General features: G+C 55.8%; 15 protein-coding genes. 12 read left to right on the top strand and 3 right to left on the bottom strand.

The genetic code is table 11. From position 1 onward, the window contains the following. The first annotated feature begins 64 nt into the window (after positions 1-64). The 6 genes from KW829_RS10140 (at position 65) to uspE (ending at position 7,231) form a co-directional block, all read left to right on the top strand. Positions 65-1,375: a M20 family metallo-hydrolase gene (locus KW829_RS10140; protein WP_218308124.1), complete on the top strand. Its 1,311-nt coding sequence runs from the start codon at positions 65-67 to the stop codon at positions 1,373-1,375. Beyond that, positions 1,375-2,820 (top strand): M20 family metallopeptidase, encoded by a 1,446-nt coding sequence (locus KW829_RS10135; protein WP_218308123.1) that lies wholly within the window; start codon positions 1,375-1,377, stop codon positions 2,818-2,820. The genes KW829_RS10140 and KW829_RS10135 overlap by 1 nt, the downstream gene beginning before the upstream one ends. A 41-nt stretch (positions 2,821-2,861) precedes the next feature. Then, positions 2,862-4,388 carry a p-aminobenzoyl-glutamate transporter gene (abgT, locus tag KW829_RS10130; RefSeq protein ID WP_218308122.1) on the top strand — a complete coding sequence of 509 codons (1,527 nt, stop codon included), beginning with the start codon at positions 2,862-2,864 and terminating at the stop codon, positions 4,386-4,388. Between the two features lie 10 nt (positions 4,389-4,398). Further along, on the top strand, positions 4,399-4,914 hold the full coding sequence (gene ogt, locus KW829_RS10125) for a methylated-DNA--[protein]-cysteine S-methyltransferase (protein WP_218308121.1): 516 nt from the start codon (positions 4,399-4,401) through the stop codon (positions 4,912-4,914). A gap of 183 nt (positions 4,915-5,097) precedes the next feature. Further along, a complete protein-coding gene (gene fnr / locus KW829_RS10120; RefSeq protein ID WP_006174991.1) occupies positions 5,098-5,850 on the top strand; it encodes a fumarate/nitrate reduction transcriptional regulator Fnr in 753 nt (250 codons plus the stop codon). Positions 5,851-6,280: 430 nt separating this feature from the next. Then, complete coding sequence (gene uspE / locus KW829_RS10110) at positions 6,281-7,231, top strand: universal stress protein UspE (RefSeq protein ID WP_010430440.1); 951 nt, start codon at positions 6,281-6,283, stop codon at positions 7,229-7,231. Positions 7,232-7,351: 120 nt separating this feature from the next. On the opposite strand, the gene pntB is transcribed toward uspE, so the two are convergent. Together pntB and pntA are read right to left on the bottom strand one after the other, a co-directional pair. Next, entirely contained in the window at positions 7,352-8,740 is a 1,389-nt protein-coding gene (pntB, locus tag KW829_RS10105; protein WP_010430438.1) for a Re/Si-specific NAD(P)(+) transhydrogenase subunit beta, read from the bottom strand. A 10-nt stretch (positions 8,741-8,750) separates the two neighbouring features. Beyond that, positions 8,751-10,280: a Re/Si-specific NAD(P)(+) transhydrogenase subunit alpha gene (gene pntA / locus KW829_RS10100; RefSeq protein WP_218308120.1), complete on the bottom strand. Its 1,530-nt coding sequence runs from the start codon at positions 10,278-10,280 to the stop codon at positions 8,751-8,753. 535 nt (positions 10,281-10,815) lie between these two features. Between pntA and ydgH the strand changes: the two genes are divergently transcribed. The 3 genes from ydgH (at position 10,816) to folM (ending at position 14,090) form a co-directional block, all read left to right on the top strand. Continuing rightward, positions 10,816-11,760 carry a DUF1471 family protein YdgH gene (gene ydgH / locus KW829_RS10095; protein ID WP_010430434.1) on the top strand — a complete coding sequence of 315 codons (945 nt, stop codon included), beginning with the start codon at positions 10,816-10,818 and terminating at the stop codon, positions 11,758-11,760. Positions 11,761-11,945: 185 nt separating this feature from the next. Further along, positions 11,946-13,328, top strand: a complete 1,383-nt coding sequence (locus KW829_RS10090) for an amino acid permease (RefSeq protein ID WP_089599555.1) — start codon at positions 11,946-11,948, stop codon at positions 13,326-13,328. A gap of 39 nt (positions 13,329-13,367) precedes the next feature. Further along, positions 13,368-14,090: a dihydromonapterin reductase gene (folM, locus tag KW829_RS10085; RefSeq protein WP_010430429.1), complete on the top strand. Its 723-nt coding sequence runs from the start codon at positions 13,368-13,370 to the stop codon at positions 14,088-14,090. On the opposite strand, the gene KW829_RS10080 is transcribed toward folM, so the two are convergent. Next, positions 14,087-14,422 (bottom strand): GlpM family protein, encoded by a 336-nt coding sequence (locus KW829_RS10080; protein WP_089599552.1) that lies wholly within the window; start codon positions 14,420-14,422, stop codon positions 14,087-14,089. The genes folM and KW829_RS10080 overlap by 4 nt on opposite strands. 128 nt (positions 14,423-14,550) lie before the next feature. On the opposite strand from KW829_RS10080, the gene rstA reads away from it, so the two are divergent. The 3 genes from rstA (at position 14,551) to rstB (ending at position 17,154) form a co-directional block, all read left to right on the top strand. After that, positions 14,551-15,267: a two-component system response regulator RstA gene (rstA, locus tag KW829_RS10075; protein ID WP_108417029.1), complete on the top strand. Its 717-nt coding sequence runs from the start codon at positions 14,551-14,553 to the stop codon at positions 15,265-15,267. Between the two features lie 252 nt (positions 15,268-15,519). Next, positions 15,520-15,780, top strand: coding sequence for a hypothetical protein (locus tag KW829_RS10070; RefSeq protein ID WP_218308119.1), 261 nt, complete (start codon positions 15,520-15,522; stop codon positions 15,778-15,780). A 75-nt stretch (positions 15,781-15,855) separates the two neighbouring features. Next, complete coding sequence (gene rstB, locus KW829_RS10065; RefSeq protein ID WP_218308118.1) at positions 15,856-17,154, top strand: two-component system sensor histidine kinase RstB; 1,299 nt, start codon at positions 15,856-15,858, stop codon at positions 17,152-17,154. Positions 17,155-17,211 lie beyond the last annotated feature (57 nt).

Raw genomic sequence — 17,211 nt, 5'->3', positions numbered from 1 at the left:
GTGATAAGTAAAAACTATCACAGCGTGAAGCAGTTCACATATTTTAATGATGACAGGAACAGATATGGACACACTGGCGCAGTACATCCAGACATTATCCCCGCAGCTGAGCGCGTGGCGTCGTGATTTTCACCGTTTCGCGGAATCCGGCTGGGTAGAGTTTCGTACCGCCGCGAAAGTCGCGGAAATCCTGGACTCGCTGGGTTACGAACTGGCGATGGGGCGTGACGTGGTCGATGCCGAAAGCCGGATGGGGTTGCCCGATGCCGCTACCCTGGCGCATGAGTTTGACCGCGCGCGGGCGCAAGGCGCGACTGAGAAATGGCTGGCGCCGTTTGAAGGCGGGTTTACCGGCATTGTGGCGATCCTCAATACCGGGCGTCCTGGTCCAACCCTGGCGTTTCGCGTCGACATGGATGCCCTTGATTTAAGCGAAGCGCTGGATGAAAGCCATCGCCCGTTCCGCGACGGGTTTGCCTCCTGCAACGCGGGGATGATGCACGCCTGCGCGCACGACGGCCACACCACCATTGGTCTGGGGCTGGCTCAGGTGCTTAAGCAGAATGAAGCGCAGCTCAGCGGCACCCTCAAGCTGATCTTCCAGCCTGCCGAAGAAGGCACCCGCGGCGCGCGCGCCATGGTTGCCGCCGGGGTGCTGGACGACGTGGACTATTTCACCGCCATCCATATTGGTACCGGCGTCCCTGCCGGAACGACGATCTGCGGCAGCGATAACTTTATGGCCACCACCAAGTTCGACGTGAACTTTACCGGCGTGGCCGCACACGCGGGCGGTAAACCGGAGGACGGACGTAACGCCCTGCTCGCCGCCGCGCAGGCCTCCCTCGCCCTGCACAGCATCGCCCCGCACAGCGAAGGCGCCTCCCGGGTGAACGTCGGCGTGATGCAGGCAGGCAGCGGACGCAACGTGGTGCCCGCCAATGCCCTGATCAAGGTTGAAACGCGCGGCGAAACCGAAGCCATTAACCAGTATGTCTTTGAACGCGCGCAGGCGGTCATTACCGGCGCAGCGGCGCTCTACGGCGTGCGCGCCGAGATGCGCCTGATGGGTGCCGCGACCTCCAGCGCGCCGACTCCGGCTTGGGTGGATTATCTGCGCGAACAGGCGAGCCAGGTTTCCGGGGTTGTTCACGCCATCGATAAGGTGAAGGCGCCAGCAGGCTCCGAAGACGCCACGCTAATGATGGCCCGCGTGCAGGAGAACGGCGGCATGGCGTCCTATATGGTGTTTGGCACCGATTTGAGCGCCGGACATCACAACGAAAAATTCGACTTCGATGAGCAGGTCATGGCCATCGCCATTGAAACGCTGGCGCGAACTGCGCTCAATTTCCCGTGGACGCGAGGTGTGTAATGCAGGAGAACTACGCTTTTATTGCCGATGCGATCGACACACGATGTCGGACGTTAACCGATATTGCCGACGCAATCTGGGATCGCCCTGAAACCCGCTTTGAAGAGTTCTGGTCCGCCGAACGGCTCGCCAGCGAGCTGGAAGCCGAGGGCTTCACGCTGACGCGCGAGGCTGGCGGTATTCCAAATGCCTTTATCGCCAGCTTCGGCAGCGGGAAACCGGTTATCGCCCTGCTGGGCGAATACGACGCACTGGCTGGGTTAAGCCAGCAGGCGCACTGTGCAACCGCGCAATCCGCCACGCCGGGGGCTAACGGCCACGGCTGCGGGCATAATCTCTTAGGCACCGCGGCGCTGGCAGGCGCGGTGGCGGTGAAAAGCTGGCTGGAGGAGCACGGCGGCAGCGGAACGGTGCGTTTTTATGGCTGTCCCGGCGAGGAAGGCGGTTCCGGGAAAACCTTTATGGTGCGCGAAGGTCTGTTTGATGACGTTGATGCCGCCGTCACCTGGCATCCGGAAGCCTTCGCCGGGATGTTCAACGTCAGCACGCTGGCGAATATTCAGGCCGCCTGGCGTTTTCACGGCGTGGCGGCGCACGCGGCCAACTCCCCCCATCTGGGACGCAGCGCGCTGGATGCCGTAACGCTGATGACCACCGGCACCAACTTCCTCAACGAACACATCATTGAAAAAGCGCGCGTCCATTATGCCATTACCGATACCGGCGGGATTTCGCCCAACGTGGTGCAAGCGCAGGCGGAGGTGCTGTACCTGATCCGCGCCCCGGAGATGGCCGATGCGCAGCAAATCTACGAACGCATCGAGAAAATCGCCCAGGGCGCGGCGATGATGACCGAAACCACCGTCGAGTGTCGCTTTGATAAAGCTTGCTCAAGCTATCTGCCAAACCGCACGCTCGAGGCGGCGATGTATCGCGCCCTGCAGCACTACGGCACGCCGCTCTGGACGGAGGAAGAACGCGCCTTCGCCCGCGAGATCCGCGCCACGCTGACGCCCAACGATCTGCAGAACAGCCTGAAAAATATTGCCGCAACGGGTGGCGACGCGGGGAAAGCCTTTGCCCGTCGTCATCAGGAGACGCTGCTGGTGGATGAAGTCGCCCCCTATGCCATCACCGACAACGTGCTGGCGGGTTCAACCGACGTGGGCGACGTCAGCTGGAAAATGCCGGTCGCCCAGTGCTTCAGCCCCTGCTTTACCGTCGGCACGCCGCTGCACACCTGGCAACTGGTGGCGCAGGGGCGTACCTCCATTGCCCACAAAGGCATGCTGCTGGCCGGAAAAGTGATGGGTGCGACCGCGCTCAATCTGCTGCAGGACGCAGCGCTGCTGAAAAAATGCCGTGAAGAGTTCGAACAACAATTACACGAAAAACCGTACGTGTGTCCGATCCCTCAGGGCGTGACACCGTCACCTTTAAAATAAAAAAACACAACACAACAACACAACACTCCCGAGGAACGCCCATGAGTATGTCATCCATACCTTCGCCTTCCCCATCCGGTAAGCTCTATGGCTGGGTTGAGAGGATCGGCAATAAAGTGCCGCACCCTTTCCTGCTTTTTATCTATCTGATTGTGATTTTGATGGTCGCCACCGCCGTACTCTCCGCCTTTGACGTGAGCGTGCGCAGTCCGGCTGACGGCAGCCTGGTGGCGGTGAAAAACCTGCTCAGCGTTGACGGGCTGCACTGGTTTTTACCCAACGTGATTAAGAACTTCAGCGGTTTCGCCCCGCTGGGCGCCATTCTGGCCCTGGTGCTGGGCGCCGGGCTGGCGGAACGCGTGGGCTTGCTGCCCGCGTTAATGGTGAAGATGGCTTCCCACGTCAGCGCGCGCTACGCGAGCTATATGGTGCTGTTTATCGCTTTCTTCAGTCATATCTCCTCCGACGCCGCGCTGGTGATCATGCCGCCGATGGGGGCGCTAATTTTCCTCGCCGTCGGGCGTCATCCCGTGGCGGGCCTGCTGTCGGCGATTGCGGGCGTGGGCTGCGGATTTACCGCTAACCTGCTGATCGTCACCACCGACGTGCTGCTCTCTGGCATCAGCACGGAGGCGGCGAAAACCATCGATGCGGCAATGCACGTCAGCGTGATCGACAACTGGTACTTTATGGCCAGCTCGGTGATCGTCCTGACGATTGTTGGCGGGCTGATTACCGATAAGATCATCGAGCCGCGGCTGGGTAAATGGGAAGGACGTAGCGATGAAAAGCTGGATACTCTGAGCAAAAAGCAGCGCTTCGGCCTGCGCGTAGCTGGCCTGGTCTCGCTGGCCTTTATCGCGCTGGTGGCGCTGATGGTGGTGCCGGAAAACGGCATATTGCGCGATCCGGTTAAACATACCGTCTTGCCGTCGCCGTTTATTCAGGGCATCGTGCCGCTGATTATCCTCTTCTTCTTTGTCGTCTCGCTCGCCTACGGTATCGCCACCGGCAAAATCCGCCGTCAGGGCGATCTGCCGCAGCTAATGATCGAGCCGATGAAGGAGATGGCGGGTTTTATTGTGATGGTATTCCCGCTGGCGCAGTTCGTGGCGATGTTTAACTGGAGCAACATGGGCAAGTTCATGGCCGTGGGCCTGACCGACGCGCTGGAGGCAGCCGGGTTAAGCGGCGTACCGGCGTTTGTCGGCCTGGCGCTGCTGTCATCGCTGCTGTGCATGTTTATCGCCAGCGGGTCCGCCATCTGGTCGATTCTGGCGCCGATCTTCGTGCCGATGTTTATGATGCTGGGCTTCCACCCGGCTTTTGCGCAGATCCTGTTCCGTATCGCAGACTCCTCGGTCATTCCGCTGGCGCCGGTTTCGCCGTTTGTTCCGCTGTTTTTAGGCTTCCTGCAGCGCTATAAACCAGAGGCCAAACTGGGTACCTACTATTCGCTCGTCTTGCCTTATCCGCTTATCTTTTTAGGGGTATGGCTGGTGATGTTGGTGGCGTGGTATCTTGTCGGCCTGCCGATTGGACCGGGAATATACCCGAGGCTGAACTAAAGGAATGAGGATGCTGAGATTACTCGAAGATAAGATTGCGACGCCGCTGGGGCCGCTGTGGGTTCTCGCCGATGAGGCGTTCAATCTGCGCGCCGTCGAATGGGAAGAGCACAGCGACCGCATGGAAGAACTGCTGAACATTCATTATCGCGCTGAGGGTTTTGAGCGTATCAGCGCCACCAATCCGGGTGGGCTGAGCGATAAGCTTGCGGCGTACTTCGAGGGCGATCTCAGCATCATTGATACTCTGCCAACCGCCACGGCAGGCACGCCTTTTCAGCGCGACGTATGGCAGGCCCTGCGGTCGATTCCGTGCGGGCAGGTCATGCATTATGGTCAGCTCGCAGAGCAGTTAGGCCGTGCGGGCGCGGCGCGCGCAGTGGGGGCCGCAAATGGCTCCAACCCGGTCAGCATCGTGGTGCCCTGCCATCGCGTAATTGGCCGCAACGGCACCATGACGGGCTATGCCGGTGGCGTGCAGCGAAAAGAGTGGCTACTTCGCCATGAAGGGTATCTTTTGCTGTAGAAACCAGGCTTTTAGTGCTTAATTTTCTTCTGGTTAGGGTAAAAATCCATAAGCAATTTGTGGAATTTCAAGAAGATGGCGACACAATGTCGCCACTTGTCCTTATTGAGGGTTTGCCAGGCTTACGTACTTACCAAAAAGATGTTAAAATTGACCAATATCAATTAAGGCTTGAGCAAACCTATGATCCCGGAAAAGCGAATTATACGACGCATTCAGTCTGGCGGTTGTGCTATCCATTGCCAGGATTGCAGCATCAGCCAGCTCTGTATCCCGTTTACCCTGAATGAGCATGAACTCGATCAGCTTGATAATATCATCGAGCGTAAAAAGCCTATTCAGAAAGGGCAGACGCTGTTTAAAGCGGGAGACGAACTGAAATCGCTCTATGCTATCCGTTCTGGCACCATCAAGAGCTACACCATTACCGAACAGGGTGATGAGCAGATCACCGGCTTCCATCTGGCGGGCGACCTGGTGGGCTTTGATGCTATCGGCACGGGTCATCACCCGAGCTTTGCTCAGGCGCTCGAAACCTCAATGGTTTGCGAAATTCCGTTTGAAACGCTGGACGATCTGTCCGGCAAGATGCCTAACCTGCGTCAGCAGATGATGCGTCTGATGAGCGGTGAGATCAAAGGCGACCAGGACATGATCCTGCTGCTTTCCAAAAAGAATGCAGAAGAGCGCCTGGCCGCGTTTATCTACAACCTCTCCCGCCGTTTCGCGGAACGTGGTTTCTCGCCGCGTGAATTCCGTCTGACGATGACGCGTGGCGATATCGGTAACTACCTGGGCCTGACCGTTGAAACCATCAGCCGTCTGCTGGGACGTTTCCAGAAAAGCGGCATGCTGGCGGTTAAAGGTAAGTACATCACCATCGAAAATGGTGAGGCGCTGGCGGTTCTCGCCGGGCACGCCCGCAACGTCGCATAACATCCCCGAATGATTCATGCCAGTTTCGTACATTTTCGTGATGACGGGACTGGCATTTTACATTGTCCTTTTCAACCGCTCCCACTCCCCGGTCTGCGCCTGGCACGTTCCCGTTGAGGTTATGATTTGAGAGAAAGTTTATTTTTCGTTTCAGTCGTTATTGCCTCAATCACCTTCATATTTATCTGGATCATGCTTGTCGGCCCGATGAAGGGAGAGGAAAAGACCTATGTACAGGATTCAACGACCTTTGCGATAGCGGTGATGGTGCTGCTGTTGATTGCGTTTATCGCCGTGACGGTGACCGTTCTGCTTCTTTGATAAATTTGCATGATTTATTGATCTGACAAAACCTCCCCCCTGTTTCATTCAAGATATATAGGTTACTCTTTTAATTACAGACTGTGGTGACAGTAGTAAGGAGACCTGTATGGCCAAGTATCAAAACATGCTGGTAGCTATCGATCCGAATCAGGACGATCAGCCAGCATTACGACGTGCTGTGTATTTACATCAACGGATTGGTGGCAAAATCAAAGCGTTTTTGCCGATCTATGACTTCTCGTATGAGATGACCACCCTTCTGTCACCTGACGAGCGCACCGCGATGCGTCAGGGCGTGATCGGCCAGCGTACCGCGTGGATCCGTGAACAGGCGAAATATTACCTGGAAGCGGGTGTTCCTATTGATATCAAAGTGGTCTGGCATAACCGACCTTTCGAAGCCATTATCCAGGAAGTTGTCGCCGGTGGGCACGACCTGCTGCTGAAAATGGCGCACCAGCATGACAAGCTGGAATCCGTGATCTTCACCCCTACTGACTGGCATCTGCTGCGTAAATGTCCTTGTCCGGTCTGGATGGTAAAAGACCAGCCGTGGCCTGAGGGCGGAAAAGCCGTCGTGGCAGTAAACCTCGCGAGCGAAGAGGATTACCACAATTCGCTAAACGAGAAGCTGGTGAAGGAAACCATCCAGCTTGCCGAACAGGTCAATCACACCGAAGTGCATCTTGTGGGCGCGTATCCGGTTACGCCGATTAACATTGCCATTGAGCTGCCTGAATTTGACCCGAGCGTCTATAACGACGCGATCCGCGGACAGCACCTGCTGGCGATGAAAGCGCTGCGCCAAAAATTCAGCATTGATGAGAAAATGACGCACGTTGAAAAAGGTCTGCCTGAAGAGGTGATCCCGGATTTAGCGGAACATCTTCAGGCGGGGATTGTGGTACTGGGAACCATCGGGCGCACCGGTATTTCAGCCGCGTTCCTCGGCAATACCGCCGAACAGGTGATCGACCATCTGCGCTGCGACCTGCTGGTCATTAAGCCGGATGAGTTCCAGACGCCGGTTGAGTTGGATGACCCGGAAGACGATTGACCCCTAACGCCCGGCGGCGCAAGCTTGCCGGGCCTACAAAACCGTAGGCCGGGTAAGCGTGAGCGCCACCCGGCAATAAAAAAACCGCCGGATTCGGCGGTTTTTTCGTTTCAGCGCAACTTACAGCGCTTTCAGAATCGCATCCACGCTGGCTTTAGCGTCGCCAAACAGCATGTGAGTGTTCTCTTTAAAGAACAGCGGGTTCTGAACGCCTGCATAGCCGGTATTCATGGAGCGCTTAAACACAATCACGTTCTGTGCTTTCCACACTTCCAGAACCGGCATACCGGCGATTGGGCTACGCGGATCGTCCTGCGCCGCCGGGTTAACGGTGTCGTTAGCGCCGATGACCAGCACGGTGTCGGTGTCGGCAAAATCATCGTTGATCTCGTCCATTTCCAGCACGATGTCGTAAGGCACTTTCGCCTCTGCCAATAGCACGTTCATGTGGCCTGGCAGACGACCTGCCACCGGGTGGATACCAAAGCGAACTTTGATACCGCGCGCGCGCAGCTTCTCGGTGATTTCCGCAACCGGATACTGCGCCTGCGCCACCGCCATGCCGTAGCCCGGGGTGATGATCACGGAATGCGAGTTTTTCAGCATATCCGCAGTGTCTTCCGCGCTGATTTCACGGTGCTCACCCACTTCCTCATCGGAACCGGTCGAAGAGCCGTCAGAACCAAAGCCACCGGCAATCACGCTGATGAACGAACGGTTCATCGCCTTACACATGATGTAAGACAGGATCGCACCCGAAGAACCCACCAGCGCACCGGTGACGATCAGCAGGTCGTTGCTCAGCATAAAGCCTGCCGCCGCTGCCGCCCAACCGGAGTAGGAGTTCAGCATCGAGACAACCACTGGCATATCCGCACCACCGATGGACGCCACGAGGTGCCAGCCGAACGCCAGCGCAATGATGGTCATCACCAGCAACGCCAGCACCTGCAGGCCTACGCTTTCGGTACGCACGAAGACCACCAGCAGCACAAATGAGACCACCAGCGCCGCCAGGTTCAGCTTGTGACGGTTTGGCAGCATCAGCGGCTTAGAGGAAATTTTCCCGCGCAGCTTGCCGAACGCCACAATCGAACCGGTGAAGGTCACCGCACCGATAAAGATACCGAGGAACACTTCCGTCAGGTGAATGTTCACCAGAATCGGTTCCAGGCCCGGTTCGTGATACAGATAGCTGTTGAAGCCCACCAGCACCGCCGCCAGACCCACGAAGCTGTGCAGAATCGCAACCAGCTCCGGCATCTCGGTCATTTCAACGCGTTTTGCCAGGCGAATACCAATTGCGCCACCGATGATCATCGCCACCAGGATCCACGCAACGTTGCCGGTGTCCGGCCCGAAGATGGTGGCAATCAGCGCAATTGCCATCCCGGCAATACCAAAGTTATTCCCCTGCTGAGACGTTTCGTGTTTGGAAAGTCCCGCCAGACTGAAAATAAACAGGATTGCAGCAACAATGTATGCGGCTGTCACTAATCCTCCAGACATATGCTACCCCTTAGCCTTTACGAAACATTTTCAGCATGCGCTGAGTCACGGTGAAACCACCGAAAATATTGATACTGGCGATCAGTACCGCGACAAAGCTCAGGAAGCTGATCCAGCCGCCGTGACCAATCTGCAGCAACGCCCCGACCACGATAATCCCGGAGATGGCGTTGGTCACCGACATCAGCGGCGTATGCAGCGCATGGGAGACGTTCCACACCACGTAGTAGCCCACGACGCAGGAGAGCGCGAAGACGGTGAAGTGACCAAGGAACTCTTTTGGTGCGACATCAGCCAGCCAGCCGAAGAGAACAATCACCAGCGCCATGATCGCGTATTTGCGCCACGGGGAAGCCGGTTTAGCGGGTTCTTTTGGCTCTGGCGCAGCTTTTGGTGCCGCCTGAGGCTGCGCGGAAACCTGAATAGGCGGAGCAGGCCAGGTGATTTCACCTTCACGGACCACGGTGACGCCACGGACAACCACGTCGTCAAAATCAACGGTGATGTAGCCATCTTTCTCTTTGCAGAGCAGCTTCAGCAGGTTGACGAGGTTAGTGCCGTACAGCTGTGAAGACTGGGTTGGCAGACGACCCGGCAGATCGGTATAACCAATGACCTTCACACCGTTAGCGGTCGTGGTCACCTGATTCGGCACGGTATATTCGCAGTTACCGCCGTTCTGCGCGGCCAGATCGACAATCACGCTGCCCGGCTGCATGGAATCGACCATCTCGCGGGTGATCAGCTTCGGTGCCGGTTTGCCCGGAATCAGTGCCGTGGTGACGATGATGTCGACCTCTTTCGCCTGCGCGGCGAAGAGTTCCATTTCGGCTTTGATAAAGGCTTCGGACATTACCTTCGCGTAACCATCACCGCTGCCAGCTTCTTCCTTGAAGTCCAGCTCAAGGAACTCGGCGCCCATACTCTGGACCTGCTCCTTTACTTCCGGACGGGTATCAAAAGCACGGACGATAGCGCCCAGGCTGTTTGCTGCTCCAATCGCAGCAAGACCGGCCACGCCCGCACCAATCACCATCACTTTCGCTGGCGGTACTTTACCCGCCGCGGTGATCTGACCGGTAAAGAAACGACCAAACTCGTGGGCTGCTTCAACGATAGCGCGGTAACCCGCGATGTTCGCCATGGAGCTCAGCGCATCCAGAGACTGGGCGCGCGAAATGCGCGGCACCGAGTCCATCGCCATTACGGTGACGCCACGGGCTGCCAGCTTCTCCATCAGCTCTGGATTTTGTGCAGGCCAGACGAAGCTCACCAGCGTCGTGCCCGCGTTCAGCAGAGCAATCTCGTTCTCTTCCGGTGCGTTGACCTTCAGAATGATCGGCGATTGCCAGACCTCTGCCCCTTCGACCACTTCCGCACCGGCCTGGATAAAGGCCTCGTCATCGAAACTGGCCAGTTTGCCCGCGCCGCTTTCAACCGCGACGGTAAAACCCAGTTTGAGCAGTTGCTCCACCGTTTTCGGTGTTGCCGCTACACGGGTTTCATTGGCTAACCGTTCTTTTGGTACCCCAATACGCATAGTTTTCCCTTCCATCGGTTTTTGATGATGGTTTGTCGATAATTGCCCGCGGTCGGCCGCAGATTTCGCCATCAACATAACGACGAAAAATGATCCACCCCGGAAAATAAAACAGTAACAAACTTTCTATAACCTACTGAAAATAACGCCCGTGATCTACCGTCCAAAAACACTATTTCTTACTTTATCTGTGAAAAATAAGCGATCGGCATCGCTGACAGAGATATTTACCTTAAATTCATCGCTGAGACCGATAAATCGCGCAAGCGAAGCGGCAAAAACATGATATAGCGCCATAACAGAACAACTTATTAACATTAAATTAACTAGTAAAAGTCATAAGCTTTATCAGTTTTACTTGTCAAACGTCTGTTTTTTCAACATATCACTAAATGTTATCGAATTGGGTCATGCGCTGAGCACAGGCTGTGAAAAATGGCGCAGACAGCGACGGGATTTAAATGCCATAATCGGGACCGTCTCAAATTAACAACAATACCAGTACATGGTTTGCGCAAGGCGAAGGATTATTTTTATGAAGCTTAAGAACACACTCCTGGCGTCCGCACTTCTTTCCGCGACCGCCCTGTCTGCGAATGCCGCGACAGAGTTGACGCCGGAGCAAGCGGCAGCGTTAAAACCTTTTGACCAGACGGTCATTGTGGGTCGCTACAACTCCATTGGCGACGGCGTTGCCGCCGCGTCAAAAGCCGCTGATAAAAAAGGCGCGGCTTCGTTTTATGTGCTCGATCAGTCCGATCAGGGCAACAGCGGCAACCAGCGCGTCACCATTGCGCTGTACAAAGAAAATGCGCCTAAAGCGGATGAACAGAAAAACCGCGTGATTAACGGCATCGTTGAGCTGCCAAAAGATCAGGCGATTGCGCTTGAGCCGTATGACACCGTTACCGTTCAGGGCTTCTACCGCAGCCAGCCTGAAGTGAACGATGCCATCACCAAAGCCGCGAAGCAGAAAGGAGCCTACTCTTTCTATATCGTGCGTCAGGTGGATGCTAACCAGGGCGGCAACCAGCGCATTACCGCGTTCATCTATAAAGAAGATGCGAAAAAACGCGTTCTGCAAAGCCCGGACGCTATCCCTGCTGATTCCGATGCGGGACGTGCGGCGTTAGCAAAAGGCGGTGAAGAAGCGAAGAAAGTTGAGATCCCGGGCGTCGCGACCTCTGCAGCGCCAAGCGCTGAAGTGGGCCGTTTCTTTGAAACGCAAACCACCAAAGGTGGACGCTATTCCGTCACTCTGCCGGATGGAACCAAAATTGAAGAGCTGAACAACGCCACTGCCGCGCAGATGGTACCGTTCGACAGCATCAAGTTTACCGGCAACTACGGCAACGGAACGGAAGTCTCTTATCAGGTCGCGAAGCGCGCGGCGAAGAAAGGCGCGAAGTACTACCACATCACCCGCCAGTGGCAGGAACGTGGTAACAACATGACCATCAGCGCCGATCTGTATAAGTAACAAAACGGTTGATCTGAGGCGGCGTAATGCCGCCTTTTTTGTTACTTTTTTTCTAATTTCGGCCACACATCATTGCATGCTTTCCTGACACTCCGTAAAATCCCGCGCCTTAGTGTGATCCACCATTTTTATGCGCCCGTGCGAAATAATTATTCTGGATTTGGACCTTTCATAACAGGAAGCCAATGGAAAAGAAACTTGGCCTGAGTGCATTAACTGCACTCGTTTTAAGCTCAATGCTGGGTGCGGGTGTATTCAGTTTGCCGCAGAACATGGCGGCAGTCGCAAGCCCTGCCGCGTTAATTATTGGCTGGGCGATCACCGGCGTCGGGATCCTGCTGCTGGCATTTGCCATGCTGCTGCTCACCCGCATTCGCCCCGATCTGGATGGCGGCATTTTCACCTATGCCCGCGAAGGCTTCGGGGAGTTGATTGGCTTCTGCTCCGCATGGGGCTACTGGCTTTGTGCGGTGATCGCTAACGTCTCCTACCTGGTGATTGTCTTCTCGGCGCTCAGTTTCTTTACCGATACCCCTGAGCTCCGCCTGTTTGGTGACGGCAATACCTGGCAATCCATTGTCGGGGCATCTGTACTGCTGTGGGTGGTGCACTGGCTGGTATTACGCGGTGTCCAGACGGCGGCCAGCATCAACCTGGTCGCGACGCTGGCTAAACTGGTCCCGCTTGGCCTGTTTGTCGTGCTGGCATTTATTGCGTTTCGTCTTGACGTCTTTAAGCTCGACTTCACCGGTATCGCGCTGGGCGTGCCCGTCTGGGAGCAGGTGAAAAATACGATGCTGATCACCCTGTGGGTGTTCATCGGCGTTGAGGGTGCCGTCGTGGTTTCGGCCCGGGCACGTAATAAGCGCGATGTCGGCCGCGCCACGCTGTTGGCCGTGCTGGCGGCGCTGGGGGTCTATCTGCTCGTGACGCTGCTGTCGCTGGGCGTGGTGGCGCGTCCTGAACTGGCAGAAATGCGTAATCCGTCGATGGCCGGGCTGATGGTGAAAATGCTCGGCCCGTGGGGAGATGTGGTGATTGCTGCGGGGCTTATCGTTTCCGTGTGTGGCGCTTACCTGAGCTGGACCATCATGGCGGCAGAAGTACCGTTCCTGGCCGCCACGCACAAGGCATTTCCTCGCCTGTTTGCCCGCCAGAATAAAAACAATGCGCCGTCGGCCTCACTCTGGCTCACCAACATCAGCGTACAGGTCTGTCTGGTGCTGATCTGGCTCACAGGTTCGGACTATAACACCCTGCTGACCATCGCCTCTGAAATGATTCTGGTACCCTATTTCTTAGTGGGTGCGTATTTGTTAAAAATCGCGACGCGCCCGGCGCATTACATTGTCGGTGTCGGCGCCTGTATTTACGGTCTGTGGTTGTTGTATGCTTCCGGGCCTATGCATCTGCTGCTGTCGGTGGTGTTGTATGCGCCGGGTCTGCTGGTGTTTATCTATGCACGTCGCACGCATCAGCTGGAGAACGCCCTCAAGCGCCGTGAAATGGCCGCGATCGGGTTGTTACTGATTGCTGCCGTACCGGCCACGTGGATGTTAATGGGATAGCATCGCCTTTCCCATTGTTGAACTGAAAAGGAGAATACGATGGGAAATGCACAGCAACGCCCAATATTGATCACCGGAGGAGGCCGCCGTATCGGCCTCGCCCTTGCCCATCACTTTCTCAACCTTCGCCATCCGGTTATCGTCAGCTACCGCAGTGAATACCCTTCGATTGAGGGATTGCGTAAAGCCGGCGCGATCTGTATTCAGGCCGATTTTTCAACCGATGAGGGTATTCTTGCTTTCGCGGAGAAGGTGAAATCTACCACCAGCGGGCTGCGCGCCATTATTCATAACGCCAGCGCCTGGCAGGCCGAAACGCCTGCAACGCCGCTGAGCGAAACGCTCTCCTGCATGCTGCAAATCCACGTCAATGCACCCTATTTGCTGAACCATGCATTGCAAGACCTACTGCGCGGCCACGGGCATGCCGCGGGTGACATTATTCATTTCACCGATTATGTGGTGGAGCGCGGCAGCGACAAGCACATCGCTTATGCAGCCAGCAAGGCCGCGCTGGATAACATGACGCGCTCGTTTGCCCGCAAGCTGGCCCCCGAGGTCAAAGTGAACGCCATCGCCCCGGCGATGATATTGTTTAACGAACATGATGATGCCGAGTATCGCCAGCAGGCGCTGAATAAATCACTGATGAAAATCGCCCCGGGCGAGAAAGAGGTGATCGACCTTATCGATTACCTGCTCACCAGTTGCTACGTTACGGGCAGAACCTTCTCCGTGGACGGAGGACGCCCGCTTCGCTAGTGAAAGCGGCTCCAGAAGAAGATCAATACCCAGGCGCTGAGGCTCCAGCAGACCACTGCCCCGCCCAGCGCCAGCGGAAGCCGCATAAAACCGGTGAAGTACCACAGCGACAGCAAGTAGAGAAAATACGGGATGATGGACCACATTCCGAACACAATGGTGGCCCGCAGCGCTTCAATGCCACGCTCGGACGCAACGATGTAGTGCGCAATGAGCGCAAAGGTCGGAAAGAGCGGAATTAACCCGGCAATGTAGTAATTCTTCGTTTTCGCCAGTACCCCAATCAACAGCACCACCAGCGCACCCAGCGCGGCTTTAATCAGCAGCCCCATCATTTTTTCCATAACAATCAAGAAACAATATGAGGCAGAATAACGGAACTGGCGTTAATTTTGAAAGATTAATGGAAGGTTAAGGTTGTGCGGTGTATGTTGGCTTTTTTCGCGATAACAGACGCAGTATGAATAAGATTGTTTATGTAGAAGATGAACCCGAAGTGGGACAATTGATCGCCGCTTATCTGGGTAAACACGATATGGACGTCATCGTTGAGCCTCGCGGCGATCGCGCCGAAGAGGTTGTGCTACGCGAAAACCCGGATCTGGTGCTGCTGGACATCATGCTGCCCGGTAAAGATGGCATGACGCTCTGCCGTGACCTGCGCGCCCGGTGGGAGGGGCCTATCGTGCTGTTGACCTCTCTGGACAGCGACATGAACCATATTCTGTCGCTGGAGATGGGCGCTAACGACTACATTCTCAAAACCACGCCGCCAGCCGTTCTGCTGGCCCGGCTGAGACTTCATTTGCGCCAGCGCGCCAGCAGTGAACGCGAAGCGCCCGCGCCGTCTCTGACGCCGCACAAAGCGATGCGCTTCGGTACGCTGTCTATTGATCCCATTAACCGCCAGGTGCTGCTCTCTGGGGAGCTTATCGCTCTCTCCACCGCAGACTTTGACCTCCTGTGGGAGCTGGCAACGCATGCGGGGCAGATCATGGACCGCGATGCCCTGCTGAAAAACCTGCGCGGCGTCAGCTATGACGGAATGGACCGCAGCGTGGACGTCGCGATTTCGCGCCTGCGTAAAAAACTGCAGGATAATGCCACCGAGCCATACCGCATTAAAACCGTGCGTAATAAAGGTTATCTGTTCGCCCCGCACGCCTGGGAAACCTGATTCCGTTATCCGGTTAGCATAACATGCGCGAAATGAAGGCATTACACAGTGATGCCCTCGCCTTCGCGCTTTTATTTATCCGTTTGCGCAACAATTAACTTGCTAAGCGCGCGAACTATCCCATAATTAAATTTCCACCCATCCTTTCTACAGCCAGTACCGCCCCGTCTATATACAGACTCTTTTTCACCGTGAAGCTCTCACGCTACCTCTCCCATAAAATCTTGAAATGAGGATTTAAGCCCATGAAATATGTATAGCTACAATCAGGTAGAAGCCATCAAAACCAATCTTGAATGGATTGTTAATCAGGCTGCGCTTAGCCATTCCTCCCCCTCACGCGCCGATCAAAAAGCGCTCTTTGACCTCCTTGAACTCATCCAGTCTTACGAAATACTTCTGGATTTAATTAACGAATTTGGGACTGCCGTGATTGATATGCATATTGCGGAAGGCCTGGCCGTAACGGAAACACTCATCGCCAAGGTTAAAAACAGCGCGAATGCCACGTAACACGCTTCACAGACATGAAAATATCGACGGGTTTTCATGTATATTCTGCACAAAGCGTTTTTTCGGTGAGATCCAATGAAAAAGCTGTTTGTGCAGTTTTATCTTTTGCTGTTTGTCTGCTTCCTGGTGATGACCATGCTGGTCGGGCTGGTCTATAAATTCACCGCCGAACGTGCGGGCAGGCAGTCGCTGGACGATCTGATGAAAAGCTCGCTCTATCTGATGCGTAGCGAGCTGCGGGAAATTCCCCCGCACGACTGGGCGAAAACCCTTAAAGAGCTGGATTTAAATCTGTCGTTCGATCTGCGCATCGAGCCATTGAAAGATTTCGATTTAGATGCCCCCACCCTGCAACGCTTGCGTGACGGGGACATTGTGGCGCTGGATGAAAAGTACACCTTTATCCAGCGTATTCCTCGCAGCCATTACGTACTGGCCGTCGGGCCGGTTCCTTATCTGTATTATCTGCATCAGATGCGCCTGTTAGACCTCGCCCTGCTGGCGTTTATTGCCATTTCACTGGCTTTTCCGGTGTTTATCTGGATGCGCCCACACTGGCAGGACATGCTGAAACTGGAATCTGCCGCGCAGCGTTTTGGTGAGGGTCATCTTACCGAGCGGATTCATTTCGACAGCGGTTCCAGTTTCGATCGCCTCGGCATTGCGTTTAACCAGATGGCCGATAACATTAACGCCTTGATTGCCAGCAAGAAACAGCTGATCGACGGAATTGCTCACGAGTTGCGTACCCCGCTGGTTCGCCTGCGCTATCGGCTGGAGATGAGTGAGAACCTGACCGAGGCGGAGAATCAGGCGCTGAATCGCGACATTGGCCAGCTTGAAGCGCTGATTGAGGAGCTGCTGACCTACGCGCGCCTCGACCGTCCGCAAAACGAGCTTAACCTCAGCACGCTGGATCTGCCCGGCTGGTTACAGGCGCATATTGATGATGTGCAGAGCGTTAATCCCCAACGCACGCTGTTAACGGCGGTGACGCCGGGGGATTACGGCGCGCTGGATATGCGCCTGATGGAGCGCGTGCTGGATAACCTGATGAATAACGCCATGCGCTACAGCGAGAGTACGCTGCGGATTGGCCTGGATTTGCAGGGCAATCAGGCGAGCCTGACCGTAGAGGATGACGGGCCGGGAATTTCCCCGGAAGCACGAGAAACCGTGTTTGAACCCTTTGTCCGCCTCGACCCCAGCCGCGATCGCGCCACCGGAGGCTGTGGCCTTGGGCTGGCGATCGTCTACTCTATCGCCCAGGCGATGGGCGGCACGGTACATTGTGAGGAGAGCGAACTTGGCGGCGCGCGCTTCTGCTTTAGCTGGCCGGTGTACCATAACATCGTCCTTCCCGTCCCTGCCTGACCTCAACCGCACGCTGGCCTGACCCGGCGTGCTGTGCTATATGATAAGTATGTTGTA

It is taken from the genome of Enterobacter sp. ENT02 (assembly GCF_019219165.1).
Classification (GTDB): domain Bacteria; phylum Pseudomonadota; class Gammaproteobacteria; order Enterobacterales; family Enterobacteriaceae; genus Enterobacter; species Enterobacter mori.
The sequence above is the reverse complement of the archived record's forward strand: the minus strand, read 5'-3'. Positions and strand labels throughout refer to the sequence as shown.